The organism is Maledivibacter halophilus (genome assembly GCF_900167445.1).
Lineage (GTDB): Bacteria > Bacillota > Clostridia > Peptostreptococcales > Caminicellaceae > Maledivibacter > Maledivibacter halophilus.
The window spans coordinates 77438-98661 of sequence record NZ_FUZT01000007.1 but is presented as its reverse complement, the minus strand read 5'-3'; the positions used below and the strand labels follow the sequence as shown (position 1 = coordinate 98661).

18 protein-coding genes and 1 pseudogene are annotated in these 21224 nt (G+C 31.3%); 18 read left to right on the top strand and 1 reads right to left on the bottom strand.

Annotated elements, in window-relative coordinates:
- Positions 1–43 precede the first annotated feature (43 nt).
- From B5X81_RS14300 to B5X81_RS27495, 7 genes are all read left to right on the top strand, one after another.
- Positions 44–931 carry a carbohydrate ABC transporter permease gene (locus tag B5X81_RS14300; protein ID WP_170917431.1) on the top strand — a complete coding sequence of 296 codons (888 nt, stop codon included), beginning with the start codon at positions 44–46 and terminating at the stop codon, positions 929–931.
- A 4-nt stretch (positions 932–935) separates the two neighbouring features.
- Positions 936–1790: a carbohydrate ABC transporter permease gene (locus B5X81_RS14295; RefSeq protein WP_079492626.1), complete on the top strand. Its 855-nt coding sequence runs from the start codon at positions 936–938 to the stop codon at positions 1788–1790.
- Between the two features lie 111 nt (positions 1791–1901).
- Positions 1902–2732 carry a PfkB family carbohydrate kinase gene (locus tag B5X81_RS14290; RefSeq protein ID WP_079492625.1) on the top strand — a complete coding sequence of 277 codons (831 nt, stop codon included), beginning with the start codon at positions 1902–1904 and terminating at the stop codon, positions 2730–2732.
- A gap of 237 nt (positions 2733–2969) precedes the next feature.
- The gene (locus B5X81_RS14285; protein WP_079492623.1) at positions 2970–3698 is read left to right on the top strand and encodes a GntR family transcriptional regulator; all 729 of its coding nucleotides are present in this window, start codon (positions 2970–2972) and stop codon (positions 3696–3698) included.
- 54 nt (positions 3699–3752) lie between these two features.
- Positions 3753–5498 (top strand): sigma-54 interaction domain-containing protein, encoded by a 1746-nt coding sequence (locus B5X81_RS14280; protein WP_079492622.1) that lies wholly within the window; start codon positions 3753–3755, stop codon positions 5496–5498.
- A gap of 299 nt (positions 5499–5797) precedes the next feature.
- Positions 5798–7180, top strand: coding sequence for a tryptophanase (locus B5X81_RS14275; protein WP_079492620.1), 1383 nt, complete (start codon positions 5798–5800; stop codon positions 7178–7180).
- A gap of 71 nt (positions 7181–7251) precedes the next feature.
- The gene (locus tag B5X81_RS27495; protein WP_170917430.1) at positions 7252–7410 is read left to right on the top strand and encodes a hypothetical protein; all 159 of its coding nucleotides are present in this window, start codon (positions 7252–7254) and stop codon (positions 7408–7410) included.
- 135 nt (positions 7411–7545) lie between these two features.
- Here the strand turns inward: B5X81_RS27495 and B5X81_RS14270 are convergent, their stop codons facing one another.
- The gene (locus B5X81_RS14270) at positions 7546–7746 is read right to left on the bottom strand and encodes an alpha/beta-type small acid-soluble spore protein (protein WP_079492619.1); all 201 of its coding nucleotides are present in this window, start codon (positions 7744–7746) and stop codon (positions 7546–7548) included.
- 405 nt (positions 7747–8151) lie between these two features.
- On the opposite strand from B5X81_RS14270, the gene B5X81_RS14265 reads away from it, so the two are divergent.
- From B5X81_RS14265 to B5X81_RS14220, 11 genes and pseudogenes are all read left to right on the top strand, one after another.
- Positions 8152–9756 (top strand): amidohydrolase, encoded by a 1605-nt coding sequence (locus B5X81_RS14265; protein WP_079492618.1) that lies wholly within the window; start codon positions 8152–8154, stop codon positions 9754–9756.
- 211 nt (positions 9757–9967) lie between these two features.
- Complete coding sequence (locus B5X81_RS14260) at positions 9968–11461, top strand: YjjI family glycine radical enzyme (protein WP_079492617.1); 1494 nt, start codon at positions 9968–9970, stop codon at positions 11459–11461.
- Complete coding sequence (locus B5X81_RS14255; protein ID WP_079492616.1) at positions 11454–12290, top strand: YjjW family glycine radical enzyme activase; 837 nt, start codon at positions 11454–11456, stop codon at positions 12288–12290. Before B5X81_RS14260 ends, B5X81_RS14255 begins: the two co-directional genes overlap by 8 nt.
- Before the next feature lie 69 nt (positions 12291–12359).
- Complete coding sequence (locus tag B5X81_RS14250; RefSeq protein ID WP_170917429.1) at positions 12360–13268, top strand: diacylglycerol/lipid kinase family protein; 909 nt, start codon at positions 12360–12362, stop codon at positions 13266–13268.
- A gap of 50 nt (positions 13269–13318) precedes the next feature.
- Positions 13319–13456 carry a hypothetical protein gene (locus B5X81_RS27865; RefSeq protein WP_208985068.1) on the top strand — a complete coding sequence of 46 codons (138 nt, stop codon included), beginning with the start codon at positions 13319–13321 and terminating at the stop codon, positions 13454–13456.
- Positions 13457–13752: 296 nt separating this feature from the next.
- Positions 13753–15819, top strand: coding sequence for a sigma-54 interaction domain-containing protein (locus B5X81_RS14245; RefSeq protein WP_079492613.1), 2067 nt, complete (start codon positions 13753–13755; stop codon positions 15817–15819).
- 400 nt (positions 15820–16219) lie between these two features.
- Entirely contained in the window at positions 16220–17212 is a 993-nt protein-coding gene (locus B5X81_RS14240) for an ABC transporter ATP-binding protein (protein ID WP_079492612.1), read from the top strand.
- Positions 17176–18188 (top strand): annotated as a pseudogene (locus tag B5X81_RS28700) (ABC transporter ATP-binding protein). The gene B5X81_RS14240 and the pseudogene B5X81_RS28700 overlap by 37 nt, the downstream one beginning before the upstream one ends.
- Positions 18188–19147 (top strand): ABC transporter permease, encoded by a 960-nt coding sequence (locus B5X81_RS14230; protein WP_079492610.1) that lies wholly within the window; start codon positions 18188–18190, stop codon positions 19145–19147. The pseudogene B5X81_RS28700 and the gene B5X81_RS14230 overlap by 1 nt, the downstream one beginning before the upstream one ends.
- A 12-nt stretch (positions 19148–19159) precedes the next feature.
- Positions 19160–20056: an ABC transporter permease gene (locus B5X81_RS14225; protein ID WP_079492609.1), complete on the top strand. Its 897-nt coding sequence runs from the start codon at positions 19160–19162 to the stop codon at positions 20054–20056.
- Between the two features lie 12 nt (positions 20057–20068).
- Complete coding sequence (locus B5X81_RS14220; protein WP_079492607.1) at positions 20069–21220, top strand: M24 family metallopeptidase; 1152 nt, start codon at positions 20069–20071, stop codon at positions 21218–21220.
- Positions 21221–21224 lie beyond the last annotated feature (4 nt).

Sequence of the window (21224 nt, the reverse complement as noted above, 5' to 3'; positions counted from 1 at the left end):
TCTCGATTATGTTTTAACCGAATTTTATGAGGGAGTGGTAATAATGAAAAAAAGTAAAATACAAGTAGCACAATACTTGTTTATATTACCATGTATTGCTTTTTTACTATTATTTATATATTATCCGTTGATTCAAAATTTTATCTACAGCTTTTATGATTTTTCTGTATTTTCTCCTGCCAAGACATTTGTTGGATTGAAAAATTTTAAAGCATTATTATCTGATAAAGTTATAGTTACCGCACTGACCAATAACATACGATATGCCGTTATATCTGTATTTTGTCAGGTCTTTATAGGCTTGGTATTAGCAGCAATTTTAGAGGACAAGCTATTTAGAAAAATTGCACCTGTTTGTAGAGTTATATATTTTATGCCCGTAGTAATTTCAATATCGGTAATTGCTTTATTATTTAGTTTTATATATCATCCTCAAGTAGGGCTTTTAAATAATTTTTTAGAGCTTATAGGTCTTGGCAAGCTTGCTAAGCCATGGTTAGGGTTACCTAATACAGCCCCCTATGCTGTAATTGCCGTATCACAATGGCAAAGTACAGGCTATATAATGATGCTATTTGTTGTTGCGATTCAGAAAATACCTAAGGAGCTATATGAAGCTGCGGAAATAGATGGAGCTGGTAAAATAAAACGTTTTTTTCATGTTACAGTACCACAAGTTAAGGAAATGCTTTTTGTTACTATATTAATTACAGTGACCGGTGCATTTTTAGTTTTTAATGAACCATATATCCTCACTAAGGGTGGAGGGCCAGGGACAAGTTCTATTACCCTAGCTGTCCATATGTATCAATCGGGATTTTTCAAAGACAATATGGGATATGCTTCTGCTTTAGCAATAATAATATTTGCCATAACTGCCTTATTAGCATTAGTGCAAATATATTCCTTTAGGACAGGAAAGGAGGATTAATGCAATGCATAAAACAAAAAATTATAATTCTAATAGGGATAAATTAGGTGCAGGTGGGGTTTCAATTTATATATTTTTATTTATAGGTATTGTTATAATTGTATATCCACTTTTCTGGATGGTTATGTCATCTCTAAAGGGCTATAGCGAGATATACAATAGTGTATGGAGTCTTCCAAGTAAATGGCTTTTCTCAAATTATACAGTGGCATGGGAAAAGGGGATATCAAATTATTTTGTTAATAGTTTCATAGTAACCCTTGTAACTATTGCTGGTGTAATAGTTATTGGTTCTTTATGTGCATATGGGCTTAGTAGATATAAATCCAAATGGATAAATATAACCCTTGCTTTATGTGTTGGAGGCATGATGGTTAATCCTCAAGTATGCTTAATTCCTTTGTATATGCTTCTTCAAAATGTGGGAATACATAATACACTTTTTGCACTTATTTTACCATACATTGCATTTAGGCTTCCTTTGTCAATACTCCTTATAAGATCATATTTTCTTGGAATACCTAAGGAGCTGGAAGAGTCGGCCAGGATAGATGGGTGTACATCCTTTGGTGTATATTGGAGGATATTTATGCCTATATCTAAGCCTATAATTCTTACTACTGTAGTTCTTACAGCTTATTATGCATGGAATGAATTTATATTTGCCATTATATTTATAGATTCAGATAAATATAAAACAATACCATCAGGACTTATGAACTTTAGGGATGCCCTTCAAACAGATTGGGGTGTACTGTTGGCAGGAATGGCAATTTCAGCTTTGCCAATGGTGATTATGTTAATAGCTATGCAAAAACATCTTGTGAGAGGTATGTCTGAGGGCTCACTTAAAGGCTAGTGATTTTGTCTTTGGTGCTTTCAAAGTGCATTTTAACATCTTCAATTGTATAGAAAACATATAATTTGAATCATTAATATAAAAATTTATTATTTTAGGGGGGAATAAAGCTTGAAAATAATTTCAATAGGTGATAATGTAACTGATTGCTATCTGGACAAAAAAGTTTATTATCCAGGAGGAAACTGTGTTAACGTTGCAGTTAATTGTAAACGTTATGGAGCTAGTGAATCTGCTTATATTGGTATATTTGGTAATGATGAAAAGGCTGATCATATAATATGGGCACTGGATCAAGAGGGTATAGCATATAAGTATTCTCGATTTATGATGGGAATAAGTGGTCAACCTAGAGTAAATCTTACACCTGAAGGTGACAGAGTATTTGTTGGGGGACCAAAGAATACGGTTCAGCACATTGTTAGACTTCGCTTAACCCAAGAGGATTTACAATATATTTCTAAATTTGATCTATGTCATACAAGCTGCTATTCAAGCATAGAGACAGAGCTTCCTAAGATTAAAAAAAGATGTAATATTTCCTTTGATTTTTCTGAGAATAGAGAAAGGAAATATCTTAGTAAAGTATGCCCCCATATAAAATTTGCTTTTTTTTCTGGGGCAGATTTAAGTATAGATGATATAAAATATCTTATAAAAACATGTCATTTGCTAGGCACAGAGATTGTTGGAATAACCCGTGGTTCAAAGAGAGTCTTGTTTTCTAAAGAAGGTAATTTGTTTGAGCAGCCTATAAAACCAACTAAAGTTGTAGATACTATGGGAGCAGGTGACAGCTTCATTGCTGGCTTTTTAACCTATTATTCTGAAAATAAGAATATGAGAGAGGCTTTGAATTTTGCTGTTATATGTGCAGCTAAAACCTGTTCTATTGATGGAGCCTTTGGATATCCCCATGAGCTTAAAGAAGAGTTTATATAAAAACTATATTTTAAATTAAATAAATTTTTAATTGAAATAGATTGATAATACTAGTGTATGAGTCTCCCTTTTTTCAATAGGGGAGATCTAAGCACTTTTTTTATATTTTTGACAATATTTTAAAGGGTATGAGTTTAACCTTAAACTAACAAATAATGGCGTATAATGTGTTTTTATGATAGTATTATGATAAACAGAAAAAAGTTATAGCGAAACAAATCAAAAGGAGTTGAACATATGCTAGAATCTTCGAGTTCAATAGCCCTCTATGAACAATTGAAAATTATAATTAAAAATAATATTATAAATAAGGTTTATAAAGCAGGAGATAAGCTTCCAAATGAAACTGAGTTAGGCAAGATTTATGGAATTAGTAGAATAACTGTACGTAGAGCATTAAAGGAGCTGGCCAAGGAAGGTCTATTAGAAATTAAGCAAGGAAAAGGAACTTTTGTAAAGGATTCAAAATTAAATTTAAAGATTATGGATTTACGAGGGTTCAGAGATGCTCTTTCAGATGCAGAGCATTCTGTAAGCACAAAAATTTTAGAAAAAAAGATAATTAAAGCAAATGATGAGATTACAAAGGATTTTAAGTCACCGTCGGGATTTAGGGTTTTAAAACTAAAACGCTTAATAATGGATAATAATGAGCCTTGGGGTATTGACATATCATATTTTCCTATAGATATTTATCCAAATATATATGAAAAAATAATTGATAATGTTTCTACATTTAATATTATAAAAAAAGAATACGGTATTGTAATGTGTAAAGCCTATAAAGAATTCAGTGTAGTTATAGCAGGAAAAGAATACAGTAAATTGTTAAACTGCAGTCCTACGGAGCCTCTGTTTTCAGTTAGAAAAATTATTTATGATTCACAAAAAAAACCCATCCATCTTTCGCAGTATTATACCCTCTCTAGTAGAGTAAAATATGTAATTAGTGTAGAAAATTATTAGTGTGTCTAATAAAAACTATAATGAGTATCAATTTGGTTAAGTGCAGGTGGTAAGATGATATACACTGAAATAATTGAATATATAAATTCTATGTTAAGTAATAATACTTTAAAGCAAAATAAAGAATTTGAAATTATAAAAGAGAGTTTTACTTTCTATAGTATAAATTCTGATAATATAAATGGCACTTTACTTTTATTAGATGACTTTTATGCTATAAGGGGAGTAAAAGGAATTATTAAAAGCAAAATAAATCTTATAGGAAAAACATTAAATCTGCCATTTAAAGAAAAAATAAAGTCTAGTGAGGTTATTAAGTATATAGATAGTAATTTTTGCGTTTATTTTCTTAAAGAGAAAGGCTATAAATGTGAGGAAATAAATTATGGGCTTTGTTATATTATTGATAAAACAAGTCAAAAAAATGAAATGTTACTTGAGAATATAGCCCTTAAAATTAGCAAAACTATAGAAATTTTACAAAGATACAATGAAGAGAATAATTTCTTGTTAAAGTATTTAGATTCAATTGATGAAGGAATATCAACCTGTGATACAAATGGGAATATGACCTATGTAAATAAAGCCTGTTGTGAAATATTAGGAATTAAAAAAGAAGATGTGGCAAATAGAAAAAAGAAAATTTCTCCGGAATATAGACCTATATTAAACAAAATATTAAATGAAAAGAAAAGTATTATAGATGTTGAATATTTTCCAAAGAGAAATAATAATACAATACATCTCATTAATTCTTCTTATCCTGTATTTGATGATAAAAAGAAAGTACTAGGCACAATAGATATTTTTAGAGGCATAAAAAGAACAACAAAATTAGCTAATACACTTGTGGGACAAAATCTTTCCTATAATTTTGAAAATATAATTGGAGAAAGTATTATTCTAAAAGAAAAAATTGGACTTGCTAAAAGCTTTGCTTTAAGTGATGCAAATATATATATTGAAGGAGAAAGTGGTACTGGAAAAGAATTATTTGCTCAATCAATTCATAATTATAGTAATAGAAAAAGTGAGCCATTTATAGCTATAAATTGCGCTAATTTTCCTCTTGAGCTTGTTGATAGTGAATTGTTTGGTTATGAAGAAGGAGCCTTTACTGGTGCAAAAAAGGGTGGGAAAATTGGAAAGTTCGAGCTTGCAAATGGAGGGACATTATTTTTAGATGAAATTGGTGAAATGCAGCTTCATATACAGGCTAAACTTTTAAGGGTCTTGGAAACTAAAACATTATCTAGAATTGGTGGAAATAAGCCTATAAAAGTAGATGTGAAAATTATAGCTGCTACAAATAGAAATTTATATGAGTTGGTTAAAAAAGGGGAGTTTAGGGAAGATCTGTACTATAGATTAAAAGTTCTTTTTCTGGAGATTCCACCTTTGAGAGAAAGAGGAGAGGATGTAATTCTTTTAACTCAATATTTCATAAAAAAAATTGGTGGCGGTATGGGGAAGAATATTAAAGGGGTAGACAAAGAAGGAGAAGCTTTGCTTTTAAAGTATAATTGGCCAGGGAATATAAGAGAACTTGAGAATATTATTGCGAGAGCTTTATTTATATGTAATAAAGATATAATTACAAAGGAAGATTTGATCAAATCAGGGGTAAGGATAGAAGATATAGGTGAGAATATAAAAAATAATCTGGAGGAAATAAACAAAGAGATATTAATAGATACATTAAGACAAACAAAGGGTAATAAAAAAAGAACAGCTGAAATATTAGGGGTTTCTAGACCGACAATATATAGAATGATAAAAAAATGTGGTGTAAAACTGTAAAGCGTGTAATATAACGTTACACATGCATGGTTTATGGTTTTTTAGAGTAATTTATAGATAATAAGGAAAGGATAGTGTAAAAAAATGTTACATTATCCTTTTTTATTTTTTGTTCATTAAATTAAAGTATTGAAAATACTGAACTTTAGCAAAGCTTATATTTGGCATAATAGTTGCTTAACATATATAAAAGAAGTTAAATTTTTCAATTGCATATTTAAATAGAGGTATAACTAAGAATTTAAACAAATGAAAGTAGACTCTGTGGTAAATTAAATTTAAAATGAGGAGGAAATAAAATGAAAATTAGAAAAGCAGAACCTTTTAAAATCAAAATGGTAGAGCCTATTAGGCTTATATCTAGAGAGGAAAGAGAAAAAAGTCTAAAGGAAGCAGGATACAATCCATTTTCATTAAGATCAGATGATGTATATATTGATTTACTAACAGACAGTGGAACAGGAGCAATGAGTGATAGGCAGTGGGCGGCACTTATGATGGGTGATGAATCCTATGCAGGAAGTAGAAGTTTTTATAAATTGGAAAATGTTGCACAGGAGATAACCGGGTATAAATATGTCATTCCTACTCATCAAGGCAGAGGTGCAGAACAGGTAGTATTTCCTAATTTGATAAAGAAACCTGGAACTTATGTAATTAGCAACATGCATTTTGACACTACAAAGGCCCATGTGGAAATTGCAGGAGGAAGAGCCATAAACTTAATTCATGATAAGGCATTTAATACTACAGAATATGATGATTTTAAGGGGGATTTTGATTTAGAAAAACTTGAAAAGTTCATTAAAAATCATAAAATAGAAGATATTGCTTGTATAGTAGTTACTATAACATGTAATTCAGCAGGTGGACAGCCGGTTTCAATGAAAAACATAAAGGGAGTAAAGGAAATTGCAGATAAATATGGCTTGAAAGTATTTATGGATGCGGCCAGATATGCTGAAAACGCTTATTTTATAAAACTTAGGGAAGAAGGGTATAAGGACAAGACAATAAAGGAAATATCTAGGGAAATGTTCAGTTATGCAGATGGAATGATGATGAGCTGTAAGAAAGATGGTTTAGTAAACATGGGAGGCCTAATTGCAATAAAGGATGATGAAGAACTATATACAGCTTGTCGTTCTACAGTAGTACCCCTAGAAGGATTTCCAACATATGGTGGTCTGTCAGGTAGAGATATGGAAGCTTTGGCAGTAGGATTAGAAGAAGCTTTAGAATTTGAGTATTTAGAGTATAGAATGGAGCAGGTAAAATATCTTGGAGACAGATTAAGGGAAGCAGGAGTACCAATACAATATCCTACTGGAGGCCATGCAGTTTTCGTAGACTGTAAGAAAATATGTCCCCATATTCCATATCATCAGTTTCCAGCCCAAGCTGTGTGTAATGCTGTATATCTAGAAGCAGGGGTAAGAGCTGTAGAAATAGGATCTTTCTTGTTGGGAAGGGATCCTGATACAGGAGAAAATCTTGAATCTCCACTGGAACTTATGAGACTTACTATTCCAAGAAGGGTATATACAAATAGACATATGGATGTTGTGGCCGATGCTGTAATAGAAGTCTTTAAAAATGCAGATAAATTAGTTGGATTTGAATTCGATTATGAACCAAAGGTATTAAGACATTTTACTGCTAGATTAAAGCCTATAAAATAAGATAATAGACTTCTAAAATATGGAATAAAATAAATACATTCCTCATATTTAATACAAAGGAGGAGTGTATTTTGAGACAAGTAAAAATATTTAGCGGTAAATCTTTAAATATAGAAGAGGATATTAATAATTGGTTAAAGAACAACAAAAACTATAATGTAGTTGACATAAAGATTTTTAGAATAAAAGATAATGTTTGTTCTTTAGTAATTTATAAAGTTGAAAATTAAGAATAATGGGGCTATGGGAAATAGGAGATTTCATATCAATATACAGTTCTTACAAAAAAGATGATTAACAAACAACCTTCTGTTTTACAAGGTTTTGCTAATCATCTTTTTGTGTTTATAGGCTTTGAGTTTTATTTACTTCGTAACATCTTCATTTAATAATTGCTTTTCTCCCATTTCAATCAGTTTTCTAGTTATTTGTCCAGTATGATATGAAGCCAAATAACCACTATCTATAGACCCGGTATCATTTATACCCAATTCCTTAGCCATTTCCATTTTGAACTGGTCTAAAGCAGCTCTAGCTTCAGGTACTACCAGTTTTCTTTTGGACATACAGCCAACTCCCTTAACTAAAATTTAGAACTATTAATAAAATTTAATACTGGATTTTTCACTATTGTAACAATATAACCTTAATTATAAATAATTTAGGTATATATATAATATTACCAAAACCTTTAAAAAAATTTATGTATAAATTTGGATTTTTATCCATTGATCACATAAATAATTTGCAATGGTAATAAAGATAGATAAATTTTAATACTTTAAAGTTGGTTATCTATATATTCATGTTACCTTAAAACTTAGTTTATACATATAGAAATATTTAATGTTCCTCGGGAGTTTTGCTATATATAAATTAAGTTTTGCTGGAATATCTATAACAAAAGAATATAATAAAGGTAAAGGAATGCTTAAGGCATATATATTTGACAATGGAAAGGAGATAATATTATGGATTTGATTTTGAAAAACGGAAAAGTTGCAACTATGGATTCATTAGGAACAATAGCAGAAGCCATTGGGATAAAGGATGGGAAAATTGATATAATAGGAACCAATGATGAGGTTTTAAGGAGAAAATCAAGTAATACAGAAATAATAGATTTAAATAACAGATTGGTTCTTCCGGGATTTATTGACAGCCATATGCATATGTTAAATTATGGATATACTTCTCAGCAGTTAGCTTTAGGTGATTCAAGATCTGTTGATGATTTAATTAAATCTGGCGCCAGATATTTAGGAGATAAACAAATTAAAAAAGGAAATTGGGTGTTGGGGAGAGGATGGAACCAAGATTATTTTATTGAAAAGAGGTTTCCAAACAGAAAAGACTTGGATAAAATTTCTTTAGACCATCCAATTTGTTTTACTAGAGCCTGTGGTCACGTTGCTGTGGCCAATAGCAGAGCTATAGAAATTGTAAAGGATAAAAGAGATGAAGGAATAGAAAATACAAATATAGACTGGGAGTTAGGATTTTTTAAAGAAGATGCATTGGATGTATTATATAGCTCAATTGAAGCACCCTCTGTCCAAGAAATAAAGAATATGATAATAAAAGCAGCGGGTGACTTTATAAAAAGTGGAATAACATCTGTTCAGACTGATGATTTTAATGCCATGCCTGACAATGACTATAGAAAGGTTTTAAAGGCTTATAAAGAGTTAATTGAGGAGGGAAAGCTGTCTGTAAGGGTTTATGAGCAATGTTTGCTGCCGGATGAGGAGGAGTTAAAAAGCTTTTTAAATCGTGGATATAAAACAGGAACTGGAGATGAGAGATTTAAAATAGGACCTTTAAAACTTTTAATAGATGGTTCTTTGGGAGCGGGGACTGCTCTTTTATGTGACGGATATTATGATGATCCTTCTACATATGGTGTAAGTGTATATACACAGGATGAATTAAATGATATAGTATTATTAGCCCATAAAAATGAAATGCAAATTGCTATTCATGCCATAGGAGATAAAGCGATGTATATGGCACTAGATAGTATTAAAAATGCAAATGAAAGCTTTTATAGAGAGGATCCGAGACACGGTGTTGTTCATTGTCAAATTACCGATGAAGAACTTATTGATAGATTTAGAGAAGAAAATATAATTGCGTATATACAGCCTATATTTCTAGATTATGATTTGCACATAGTAGAAGAAAGGGTAGGAAAAGAAAAGGCAAAGAAAACCTATAATTGGAAAACAATGATGAATAAAGGAATAAATTTATCAGGAGGTTCAGATACACCTGTCGTTGGTTTTAATATTATGGAAAACATATACTCAGCTGTAACTAGGATGGATTTAAATGGTTATCCTAAGAATGGATGGCTGCCGGAAGAAAGATTGACGGTGGATGAAGCTATAAAACTATTTACTGTAAATGGTGCCTATGCTTCCTTTGAAGAGAATATTAAAGGAAGCTTAGAAGTAGGAAAACTTGCGGATATGGTGGTTTTGTCCCAGAATGTTTTTGAAATAGATAAGGAGAAGATTAGAGAAGTTGATGTATTAATGACAATTATTGATGGAAAGATTGTATTTAAAGTTTAAAATATATGAAATTGTAGTATTAATATAAATATAGAGATAATTAATTTTAACGTAATTTATATTTATTTGAGAAAATTGCATAATAACTACTTGCAAAAATTAACTACTATATATAGCTTTGAAATCTCTAAAGCATTACCAGATATATTATGCAATTGTCCCAAATTCTAATTATGAAATTATCTCATTTTAAAAAATAGGAGTGAAATTTATGGGAGATATTTTAAGTATTATAAAAGATAGTACTTTAACCTATGAGCAGAAAGTTTTATCTCTTGCAAAGGCTGCAGAAAATACTCTAAATGTATTAAATATAAGCAGGGAAGCTCAGAAATATAGAAATGAGGGCATAATTTGTGACCTTTTTGAAGGTAATGCACCCTATAGACCAAGATATATAGTGCCTGATTATGAAAAATTTTTAAAAAAAGGAAGTGAATTTTTAGGACTAAAAGCTCCAAAGGATATTTGGGAAGCGATTAACAGCTTATTAATTCTATATAAGCATGTACCGTCCATTACTTCATTCCCAGTTTATATTGGTAACATAGATAATTTACTAGATCCTTTCATAGAGGATGAGGATGAAGCATATAAGGCAATAAAATTGTTTTTAACTCATATAGACAGGACCCTAACGGATTCTTTTTGTCATGCCAATATTGGTCCTCTTTGTACAAGAGCCGGCAGATTAATATTAAAGGCAGAAAAAGAACTTCAAAATGCTATACCGAATTTGACCTTTAAATATGGAGAGATGACACCCGATGATTTTGCCATTGAAGGAATTAAAACCGCCCTTGAAACTGCAAAGCCAAGTTTTGCAAATCATGAAATGTTTTCAGGTGAATTTGGAGAAGATTATGGCATAGCAAGCTGCTACAATGGATTAAATATTGGTGGGGGAAGCTATACCCTCGTTAGACTCAATCTGGCGGCTTTGGCTAAAAAGGCCGGTAATGAAGATGATTTTATATATAAAGTATTACCCCATGCTGTAAGGGCTATGGCTGAATATATGGATAAGAGGATTAGATTTTTAGTTGAAGAAAGTGAATTCTTTAAAACTAATTTCTTAGTAAAAGAAGGTCTTATAGATCAAAAAAATTTCACTGCTATGTTTGGAATGTTTGGTCTGGCAGAATGCGTTAATCATTTTATCGGTTCTGAAAAAATAGAAGATAAATTTGGTCATAGTGACAAGGCCAATGATTTAGGAGTTGAAATCATAGAAAAATTAGATGAGGAAGTAGCTAAACATAAAAATCAGTATTGTAAAGCCACAGATGAAAGATTTTTATTGCATGCACAGGTGGGGATAGACTCAGACATAGGAACCAGCCCTGGATGTAGAATACCTATTGGAGAGGAACCGGAGCTTAGTACACATTTATTACATTCATGTAGATTTCATAAATATTTTCCATCGGGGATAGGTGACATATTTAGTTTTGATAGTACAGCCAAAAATAATCCCAAATATATTTTAGATATTCTAAAAGGAGCCTTTAAAGAGAAGATGAGATACATTTCTATCTACTCTTCCGATAGTGATGTTATAAGAATTACTGGATATCTTGTAAAAAAATCTGAAATGGAAAAACTAGATAAAGGGAAACAGGTTCTTCATGACACAGTTGCTTTGGGTCTTGGGTCTGCTAAAAATCAAAAAGTGCTGGAAAGAAAGGTAAGACATAATGGTTAAAGGATTGATCAATCGCATACTGCCCTTTAGTTCAGTAGATGGTCCTGGGAACAGAACAGCAATTTTTTTACAGGGATGTAATTTTAACTGTCTTTATTGTCACAATCCGGAAACTATTAATAAATGTAACAACTGTGGCAGATGTGTAGAACATTGTCCATATAATGCACTCTCTTATGTTGACAATAGAGTTGTATGGAATAGGGAAAACTGTAGATATTGCGATAAATGCTTAGAAATTTGTGGAAATAACAGTTTGCCAAGGGCTGTTAATATGACAGTAGATGAGGTTATGAAAGAAATAATGAAGGTTAAGCCATTTATATCGGGGATAACCGTTTCCGGTGGAGAATGCACTTTGCAAAGCATATTTGTTACGGCGTTGTTTAAAAGGGTAAAAGATATTGGTTTAACTACATTTCTTGATACAAATGGATCGATTTCATTATATGAAGAAAAAGAGCTAATTAAATATATGGATATGGCAATGGTTGATTTAAAATCATATGATAATAAAGAACATAATTTTCTTACTGGTATGGATAATGAAATTGTAATAGAGAATATTAAACATCTTTCTAAAATAAACAAATTATATGAGGTAAGGACAGTTATAGTGCCAGAGCTTTTAAATAATTATTATAATGTTGATATGATTAGTAAACTAATAGCAAGATTAGATCCTAAAATCAGATATAAGCTTATAAAGTATAGACCTATGGGAGTCCGTACAGAGCTTTTCTATAGCTATCAACCAAATGATGAGACGATGAATGAGCTCCATAATTTGGCTCATAAAAATGGTTGCACAAATGTTATTTTGGTTTAAGGTTTAAGCTCATTAAATATGTTTATAATATAAATACTAAAGATAATTTTGTATGCCATGGAGGTCATTATGAAGGTAAAGATTATAAATAATCCATCAGCTGGACGGACTACTCTACAAAAATACCTTGAAGTAATAGTTGGTAGGTTAGTTTTACAAGGGATATTTACAACAGTAGATAAATTCGATACAAAGGGAAAAAATGATGCTTTTGATGAAGTAATGAAAATCAAGGAAAATCAATATGATATTATAGTTGCTGTTGGTGGGGATGGAACCCTTAACGAAGTAGTAAATGGAGTTATGAAGTCAGGAATAAATACTCCTGTAACGGTTTTACCGGCAGGTACAGTTAATGATTTTGCAAATCATTTAAACATTCCCTATGAAATAGATGGTATATGTAAGATGTTTGGAAATGGTAAATTTGTAGATGTTGATGTTTGTAAGGTCAATGAAAATTATTTTATAAATGTTGCCGCTGCTGGAATAATGACAGATGTTCCTCTAAAGGCAACAGTGGCTTCAAAAACTGTATTAGGGAAATTTGCATATTATGCTGAGGGCATTAAGGAGATACCGAAAAAGCTTCTTAAATCTGTAAAATATAGATTTGAGTCTGATGACGAAACTTTTGAAGAGGATGTGTTGATATTTGCCGTACTTAACTCAACTTCTGCCGGTGGATTTAAAAAGTTTGCTCCATGTGCTGGCTTAGATGATGGTAAATTTGATGTATGTATATTTAAAAGATCAGATATTTTCGATACCGCAGCAATTTTTCTTAAAATACTGAGGGGAGAACATATAAACAATAGTAATGTAAGATATTTTCAAACAGATAATCTTTCTGTAACATGTTTACAGGACTGTGGTATTGGTATAGATATTGATGGGGAAGATGGTGGCCCATTACCTGCAAAATTTGAGATATTTCCATCGGCATTAAAATTTTTTATTCCTGAAAAAAATATATAAAAAATATCTGTGAATTTATTTTCACGGATATTTTTTAGTTTGTTAATGAATTGAGAAAATTACATTATGATAATTATTATAAATCAGGTAATAGAATTATAGTTGTGATTTTAGAAGAAAATAATGAAATTAAAGGAGGCAAGGCCATAGATTATTATAGACAGTGCCGGCAGTTAATATTTTTTTAAAATTTTATTATGTGTTTAGAATATTTTTCAAACACGATTGCTTATCAGTATATGAAAAAGTGATATATAGGCATTAAAATTATTGTATTTTTCAAAAAATTATTATAATATAGAATATAATAGTAATAGTAAAAGAAATAAGACTAAAAAACAATTAAATAAAAATATCTATTTGATATGATTTAAAAAGGACTTGCAATCATTTTTTGATAGCAAGGTTTTTTATTATACTTTAATATTACAAAGACTTTTAATATATATCTTAGTAGATTTTGAAATTATAGGGGGATGCAGTAATGGATAGAAATAAAAAAATTATTATTATATCATTAGACTATGTTGCTAATAGGGCTTTAACGGAGCAGTTAAATGAAGTGTTTGGAGAAAAGGTAGAAGTTATATCTATTCTCTTAAATGAACATGAAAAAATTAATGTAGAGGATATTGATCTTATTGTTTGTTCAAGCAAAATTATTGTTGAAAAAATCAAGAAAAAAATAAATAAATTAATTCCCATTATCCCCGTAAGGAGAACTGTTAACCTAAAAAAAATAACAGAGGTTATAAGTTTAAATGCTGGAGAAAAAGTTTTACTTGTAAATAACCATCTTTATACAGCTAATGAAACTATTAATTTATTAAAAAAACTAGGAGTTGATCATATTGAGTTTGTACCATATTTTCCTGGATGTAAAGAGGAAATTCAAGATATAGCTGTTACTCCTGGTGGTAGTCATTTAGTACCAAAAGGTGTAAAAAGGATAATAGATATAGGAATAAGAATTATCGATATTTCTTCTATTATAGAGATATTTCTTGAATTAAGTTTGCCTATTGAAAATTTTCAAATTATATCTGAAAGTTACTCAAAGGAAATGGTTAGACTTAATAGGTTTAATAGTGAAACTAATAAAATACTAAAAGCTATGTTTGAAATAACCCATGATGGAATTGCAGCTTTAGATGTCAGTGGAAATATATTTTTCTCAAATAAAAAGTTTGCAGATTTTTTACAATGTCAGCAAAGTGATTTAATATCAAAGAATATTGTAGAGATAATTAATGATAAAGAAATAATTGATATTATAATAGATTCAAAACAAAGAAATAATGAAATAATTGATATTGATAATAAACAGTTTATGTTGAATAAGACATTCTTATATCAGGGAAATTTATTAAAGGGTCATGTGGTTAGTCTACAAGATGTAACCCATATTCAAAATTTAGAAAAGGAAGTAAGAAAAAAATTAGCAACTAAAGGATTTGTGGCTAAGTATAATTTTGATGATTTAATTGGTATTAGTTCAAGTCTTTTAGATAAAATAAAAATTGCAAAAAAAATTGCAAAGAATGATTTAACTGTACTAATCCAAGGAGAGGACGGAACTGGGAAAGAAATTTTTGCTCAGGCTATTCATAATTCTTCAATGAGAAAGAATGGTCCATTTGTTGCTGTTAACTTTGCAGCAATATCTGAGAATTTGATGGAGAGCGAGCTGTTTGGGTATGAGGAAGGAGCCTTTACAGGTGCTACAAAAGGTGGGAAAGAAGGGGTTTTTGAGCAAGCAGATAAAGGGACTATTTTTATTGATGAGATAGGCGATATATCTCCTCAAATACAAAAAAGACTACTTCGTGTTTTACAGGAAAAAGAGGTCATGAGAGTTGGAGGATCAAAAATAATTCCCGTTGATGTAAGGGTCATTGCAGCTACTAATAAAGATCTTATGGAATTAGTAAAAGAAAAAAAATTTAGAAAAGATTTATATTATAGATTAAAAGTGTTATATTTTACTATTCCACTTTTGAAGGAGAGAAAAGAAGATATTCCATTGTTAGCTAAATATTATCTTAAATCAATGGAAAGCGATAAAAAGCTTAGTAATGATGTATTAGATATACTTACTAAATATTCATGGCCAGGAAATGTAAGAGAGTTGGTAAATTTAATGTATTATTTGGATAGTATTGTAGATAACCAATATGTTGTGGCTAATGATTTACCTGAAAATTTTATTCAAGAGGTATATGAAGGAGAAAATATAAAAACAAAAGATAATTGTATTTTTGGTACAATAGATACTGATTTATTACCTGCTAATAGAATAAATGAATATATAAAAATATTAAAGGTATTAAAAGATGCAAATGACTTGGGGATTATAATAGGAAGAAATAAAATATCTAGGATTTTAAAAAAAAATCAGTTTTACTTATCGTCAGAACAAGTTAGAGGACGTATAAAAGATATGGAGAAGGCTGGGTTGATAGAGATAGGTAATACTAAACAAGGTTCTACTATAAGTAAGAAAGGTAAAATGTTTTTAAAGGAATATATAGGAGAATACACTGAAAGGTAAATTTGTCCATATCAAAAAATTTTAGAAACATAGATATTTTTAGATGTATAAATCAAAGTTTCACATTAATATACTATAGTTTAAAATAAGGGTTCATAATTAGGGTTAATATAAGGGCTTGCACCCTAAAAAACCACCTAATAATACGACAAAATGGTTTATTATTTTCAAAAAAAGTGCAATATTTTGAAAATAGAAACTAATTAAGAAGAACTTAAAATATATATTATCATAAATAAAAACAACTATGCTTTAGCTCATTGCTGAAGCATAGTTGTTTTTATTTATACATTTATTGAAATATTTATTCATATTAATTGTTTTTTATGACTCTATTGGCATGGGGATTGCTTATGTATAAATAAAATTATAAAAAACTTATTTAAGAGGGGTGTAAGGAGTGAGAAAAGGAACAAAACCTTTATTAGAAGTAAAGGATTTGGTATTAGGATTTAATATTGAAGATGAATTCATAAATGTTATTGATAATGTAAGCTTTTCAATAAATAAAGGAGAAATAGTTGGCTTGGTAGGAGAATCAGGATGTGGGAAAAGTATTACATCCCTTTCTGTTATGAGATTATTGCCGAGAACAGCAGTAGTACCTAATGGAGAAATATTTTTTAATAGTAAGGATTTATTAAAGATTTCGGAAGATGACATGATTGGTATGAGAGGAAAAGAAATTGCAATGATTTTTCAAGAGCCTATGACATCTCTAAATCCTGTGTATACAATAGGTGATCAAATTTCTGAAATTCTTCTTTTACATAGAAAAATGAGTAAAAAAGAGGCAGTAAATAAATCAATAGAAAAATTAAAAATAGTTTCCATACCTTCTCCAGAAAAGGTAATTAAACAATATCCCCATGAATTATCTGGGGGTATGAGGCAGCGGGTTATGATTGCAATGGCAATGGCATGTAATCCAAAGGTATTGATAGCCGATGAACCAACTACAGCTTTGGACGTTACTATTCAAGCTCAAATTCTTGACCTTATAAAGGATCTGAAGGATGAAACCCAGGCTTCTATTTTACTTATAACCCATGACTTGGGAGTTGTAGCAGAAATGTGTGATTACGTTATAGTTATGTATGCTGGTCGTGTTGTTGAAGAAGCTGATATTTACAGCATATATGAAAATCCACAGCATCCTTATACTGTTGGCCTGCTGAAGTCTTTACCAACTTTAAATGAGATAAGAACTCGTTTACATACAATAAAAGGAACAGTACCTGCACCAAAGGATTTTCTCCAGGGCTGTAGATTTGCGCCACGATGTGAAAGAGCAACAGATATATGCTTTAATGAAACTCCACCCTTAATAGAGGTGGGAGATACCCATAAAGTTAGATGTTTTTTGGCTTCAAACAGAGAGGAGGACAAATAGTGGAAAAAATAATGGAAGTAAAAAATTTGAAAAAATATTTTCCTCTTAAGAGTGGATTGTTTTCCCGGGAAAAGCTGTATGTTAAAGCCGTTGATGATATTAGCTTTGACTTATATAAGGGGGAAACTCTGGGGCTTGTAGGTGAAAGTGGTTCAGGTAAGTCAACCACCGGAAGAACTATTCTAAGATTATTAGAACCTACTGAAGGAAAAATTTTTTATAAGAGTCAAGATATTTCAAAAATTAATGGAGGGAAATTAAGAAGCCTTAGAAAGAATGTTCAAATGATATTTCAAGATCCATATGCTTCTTTAAATCCAAGACTAACTATAGGTGAAGCTATAGTAGAGCCTATTTTATCCCATGGATTAATGAATAAAAAAAGGCAATAGAAAAAACCATGGATTTACTTGAACGAGTTGGGCTGGATAAGGAGTATTACCATAGATTTCCCCATCAGTTCAGCGGAGGACAAAGGCAGAGGATAGGAATAGCCAGGGCCTTAGCCCTGGATCCGGAAATAATCGTTGCCGATGAACCAGTATCAGCTCTTGATGTTTCGGTACAAGCTCAGATAATAAATTTATTCAAAGATTTACAGGATGAATTTGGATTTACATACGTTTTTATTGCCCATGATTTAAGTGTAGTTAAATATTTAAGCGATAGAATTGCAGTAATGTATCTTGGAGAAATTGTTGAGATATGTAAAAAGGAAGAGCTTTTTTCAAATCCCCTGCATCCCTATACTCAAGCATTGATTTCAGCTATACCAATACCTAATCCCAGACATAAAGAAGAGAGGATTATATTGAAGGGAGATATACCAAGCCCAGTTAATCCTCCAAAGGGATGTAGATTTCATAATCGCTGCTTTAAGTGTATGAAAATATGTAAAAAGCTTCAGCCAAAGGTAAAAGAAATAAATGGACATAAAGTGAAATGTCATTTGTATATGATGAAGGAGGGCAGGTAATGGCGAGATATATTCAAAAGAGGTTTTTGAAGGGCTTTATAACTTTTTTTATTACAGTTACATTAACATTTTTGATTGTTAGATTAATGCCGGCAGATCCTGCAACTTTACTTATGGATCCTAGAATGACCGAAGCCCAAAGACAGCAGATGCTAATGGATTTTGGTTTAGATAAACCCTTATATATTCAATATTTTGCCTATATTAAAAATTTATTTCAAGGGGATTTGGGAATATCCTTTATGCAAAAGAGACCGGTAATAGAAATAATCATGGATAAGCTCCCCTGGACCTTATTGTTAATGGTTATAACACAAACTATTACAATGTTAATTGGTATTCCCCTTGGTATTTATTCCGGATATAAAAGAGGAACGCACCTTGATCAAGGCATTAATGCCCTAGCTATTTTTGGGATATCAATTTTTGTGCCCTGGCTTGGATTTACATTGTTGTATTTCTTTGGTTATAGGCTGGCTCTTTTACCTGTAGGAGGAGCCTATACCCCTGGAGTAGAGGGTGGATTACAGTATTTCTTAGATGTAGGAAAGCATTTGATTTTACCGGTAATAACATTAATGCTATTATACCTAGCCAATTATGTCTTATATACAAGGGGCAGTGTTATTGATGTTTTATCTGAAGACTATATAAGAACAGCTAGATCGAAGGGAATGAAGGAAAAGAAAGTGTTATGGAAACATGCATCTAGGAATGCAATGATACCAACAGTTACAGCTGCAGGCTTGATGCTGGGGAGAATGGTTGGAGGGGCTGTTTTGACAGAGACTGTATTTGCATACCCTGGAGTTGGCAGAATGATTTATCAAGCAGTTAGTCAGCAGGATTTTCCTGTATTACAGGGATCTTTTATAATACTAGCCTTGAGTGTAATCATAATGAATATTGTAACTGATGGTTTATGTGCTTACTTAGATCCCAGAATTAAAATAGATTAGAGGTGAAATCAATTGATTAATAAGTCAGCATGCAAAGAAGTAAGTAATAGAAAAGTAAAAGAACACAGATGGGAAAAAGAAATAAAGATTTTTCTCAATCATAAATTAGGGATGCTTGGACTTGGAGGAGTAGTTTTCTTAATACTTATAGCACTATTAGCTCCAATTATTTCTGAACCTGTTAGTGGATACGGTAACTATGAAGATAAATTACTTGCACCTTCAGCTAATCATTGGTTTGGTACTGATGATATGGGATTAGACCTATTTTCCCAGGTAATATGGGGGACAAGGGCATCTATAAAAGTAGGGCTAATTGCAGTATTTGTTGCAATGATTATAGGTATACCTATTGGACTTATGTCAGGATATTTTGGAGGAATTTATGAGACCCTTGGAATGGGATTAACAGAGGTATTTCTTACTATACCTATGCTTCCCCTGATGATAATAACAGCAGCTGTTTCAGAGTCAACAACTATAAATACTGTGGCTTTAATTATAGGAATTTTTTCTTGGCCTAGTATTGCAAGAATCACAAGATCTTCTACACTGAGGGTATGTGGAATGCAGTATATAGAGGCCGCAAAGAGCTTAGGCTTAAAAACAAGGAGTATTATATTTAAACATATCCTAATAAATGCCAGCACACCGGTATTTGTTAATCTGACCATTGTTATGGCAACATCTATAATTACTGAGTCAGCTATAAGCTTTTTAGGACTTGGAGATCCTTTGGCATATAGTTGGGGAAAAATACTTCACAATGCCTATTTAAGTGGTGCCTTTTCAACAGCATGGTGGTATTCACTATTTCCAAGCATTGGGATAATGCTTTTCGTTATTTCATTCAATTTTTTAAGTATGGGGGTTAGAGATGCCCTTAATCCCAAAATAAGTAGAGAATAAGGAGGTATAGCTTTGAAGGGGTTTACTTTAAAAGAATATAAAGGAAGGATACAAAGAATTGTTGATTGCATAAATGAAAAGGGTCTAGATGGATTCCTGGTATTTAATCCATATAATGTGTTTTATCTTGGCCTATATTATTACCCAGGCAAAAGACCCGTTGTAATGTTTATTCACAAAAGTGGAAAAATATATGGTTTTACTCCTAAAATGGAGCTTGATGAAGCACAAAAGCTAAAACAATTAGATAAGGTCTTTGCATACGATGATGATTTTAGTTCCACAGCAGATTTATATGATTTTCTAAAGAAAAATATAAAAGAATCCTTTGATGATGTTAAAAGGATAGGTGTAGATGAAGTAGATGTAAAAGGCTATAAGAGATTAAACGAATTATTTGATTATATATCCATTGCTGATGAAATTATGATAATAAGAGAGATAAAATCTAAGGAAGAAGTTGAAATGTTGAAAAAAGCAGCCTTTTACTCCGACTACATTGTCATGAAGGGAAAGGAAATGTTAAAACCTGGAGAAACTGAACTTGGGATACTAAACAGAATGATAACTAAAACCGTTGACAAAATGGTTGAGGATATGGGAGATGTAATATACGTTCCTGGGGGGCCTGCCGGGGCGTTGGTGCCCAGTGGTGTGAGAACAGCAATGCCACATGCCCTGCCAAGTGGTAAAAAAATTGAAACAGGAGATACTATGATTTTATCCTGTGGATCAAATGTATGGGGTTACAGGATAGAATGTGAAAGAACTTTTTTTGTGGGGGAGCCTGATAAAAGAAGAATAAAAGCATTTAATGTAATGAGAAGGGCTCAGGAATTTGCAATAAATTTAATGAAGCCAGGAGCAGTATGTGAAGAAATAGAAAGTCAAGTTATTAAATTTATAGCAGAATCTGGCTATGGAGATTATATAAAGCACAGAACAGGCCATGGAAAGGGTTTAGAAGAACATGAAACACCCTATATTGCTTCAGGAGATAGAACGGTTTTAAGGCCAGGTATGATTTTTTCCAGTGAACCAGGGATTTACATAGAAGGGCTTTCAGGCTTCAGACATTCAGATATTGTACTAATAACTGAAGAAGGTAATGAAGTCTTAACTAAGTATCCAAAGGATTTAAAAAATATGATTATAAATATTTAGGGAG

What these genes read in the sequence shown, in the direction of transcription:
- B5X81_RS14265 (WP_079492618.1), top strand. Translation starts at nt 8,152, where the DNA reads ATGGATTTGATTTTGAAAAACGGAAAAGTTGCAACTATGGATTCATTA.
- B5X81_RS14255 (WP_079492616.1), top strand. Translation starts at nt 11,454, where the DNA reads ATGGTTAAAGGATTGATCAATCGCATACTGCCCTTTAGTTCAGTAGAT.
- B5X81_RS14300 (WP_170917431.1), top strand. Translation starts at nt 44, where the DNA reads ATGAAAAAAAGTAAAATACAAGTAGCACAATACTTGTTTATATTACCA.
- B5X81_RS14245 (WP_079492613.1), top strand. Translation starts at nt 13,753, where the DNA reads ATGGATAGAAATAAAAAAATTATTATTATATCATTAGACTATGTTGCT.
- B5X81_RS14260 (WP_079492617.1), top strand. Translation starts at nt 9,968, where the DNA reads ATGGGAGATATTTTAAGTATTATAAAAGATAGTACTTTAACCTATGAG.
- B5X81_RS14285 (WP_079492623.1), top strand. Translation starts at nt 2,970, where the DNA reads ATGCTAGAATCTTCGAGTTCAATAGCCCTCTATGAACAATTGAAAATT.
- B5X81_RS14295 (WP_079492626.1), top strand. Translation starts at nt 936, where the DNA reads ATGCATAAAACAAAAAATTATAATTCTAATAGGGATAAATTAGGTGCA.
- B5X81_RS14275 (WP_079492620.1), top strand. Translation starts at nt 5,798, where the DNA reads ATGAAAATTAGAAAAGCAGAACCTTTTAAAATCAAAATGGTAGAGCCT.
- B5X81_RS14230 (WP_079492610.1), top strand. Translation starts at nt 18,188, where the DNA reads ATGGCGAGATATATTCAAAAGAGGTTTTTGAAGGGCTTTATAACTTTT.
- B5X81_RS14270 (WP_079492619.1), bottom strand. Translation starts at nt 7,746, where the DNA reads ATGTCCAAAAGAAAACTGGTAGTACCTGAAGCTAGAGCTGCTTTAGAC.
- B5X81_RS14250 (WP_170917429.1), top strand. Translation starts at nt 12,360, where the DNA reads ATGAAGGTAAAGATTATAAATAATCCATCAGCTGGACGGACTACTCTA.
- B5X81_RS14280 (WP_079492622.1), top strand. Translation starts at nt 3,753, where the DNA reads ATGATATACACTGAAATAATTGAATATATAAATTCTATGTTAAGTAAT.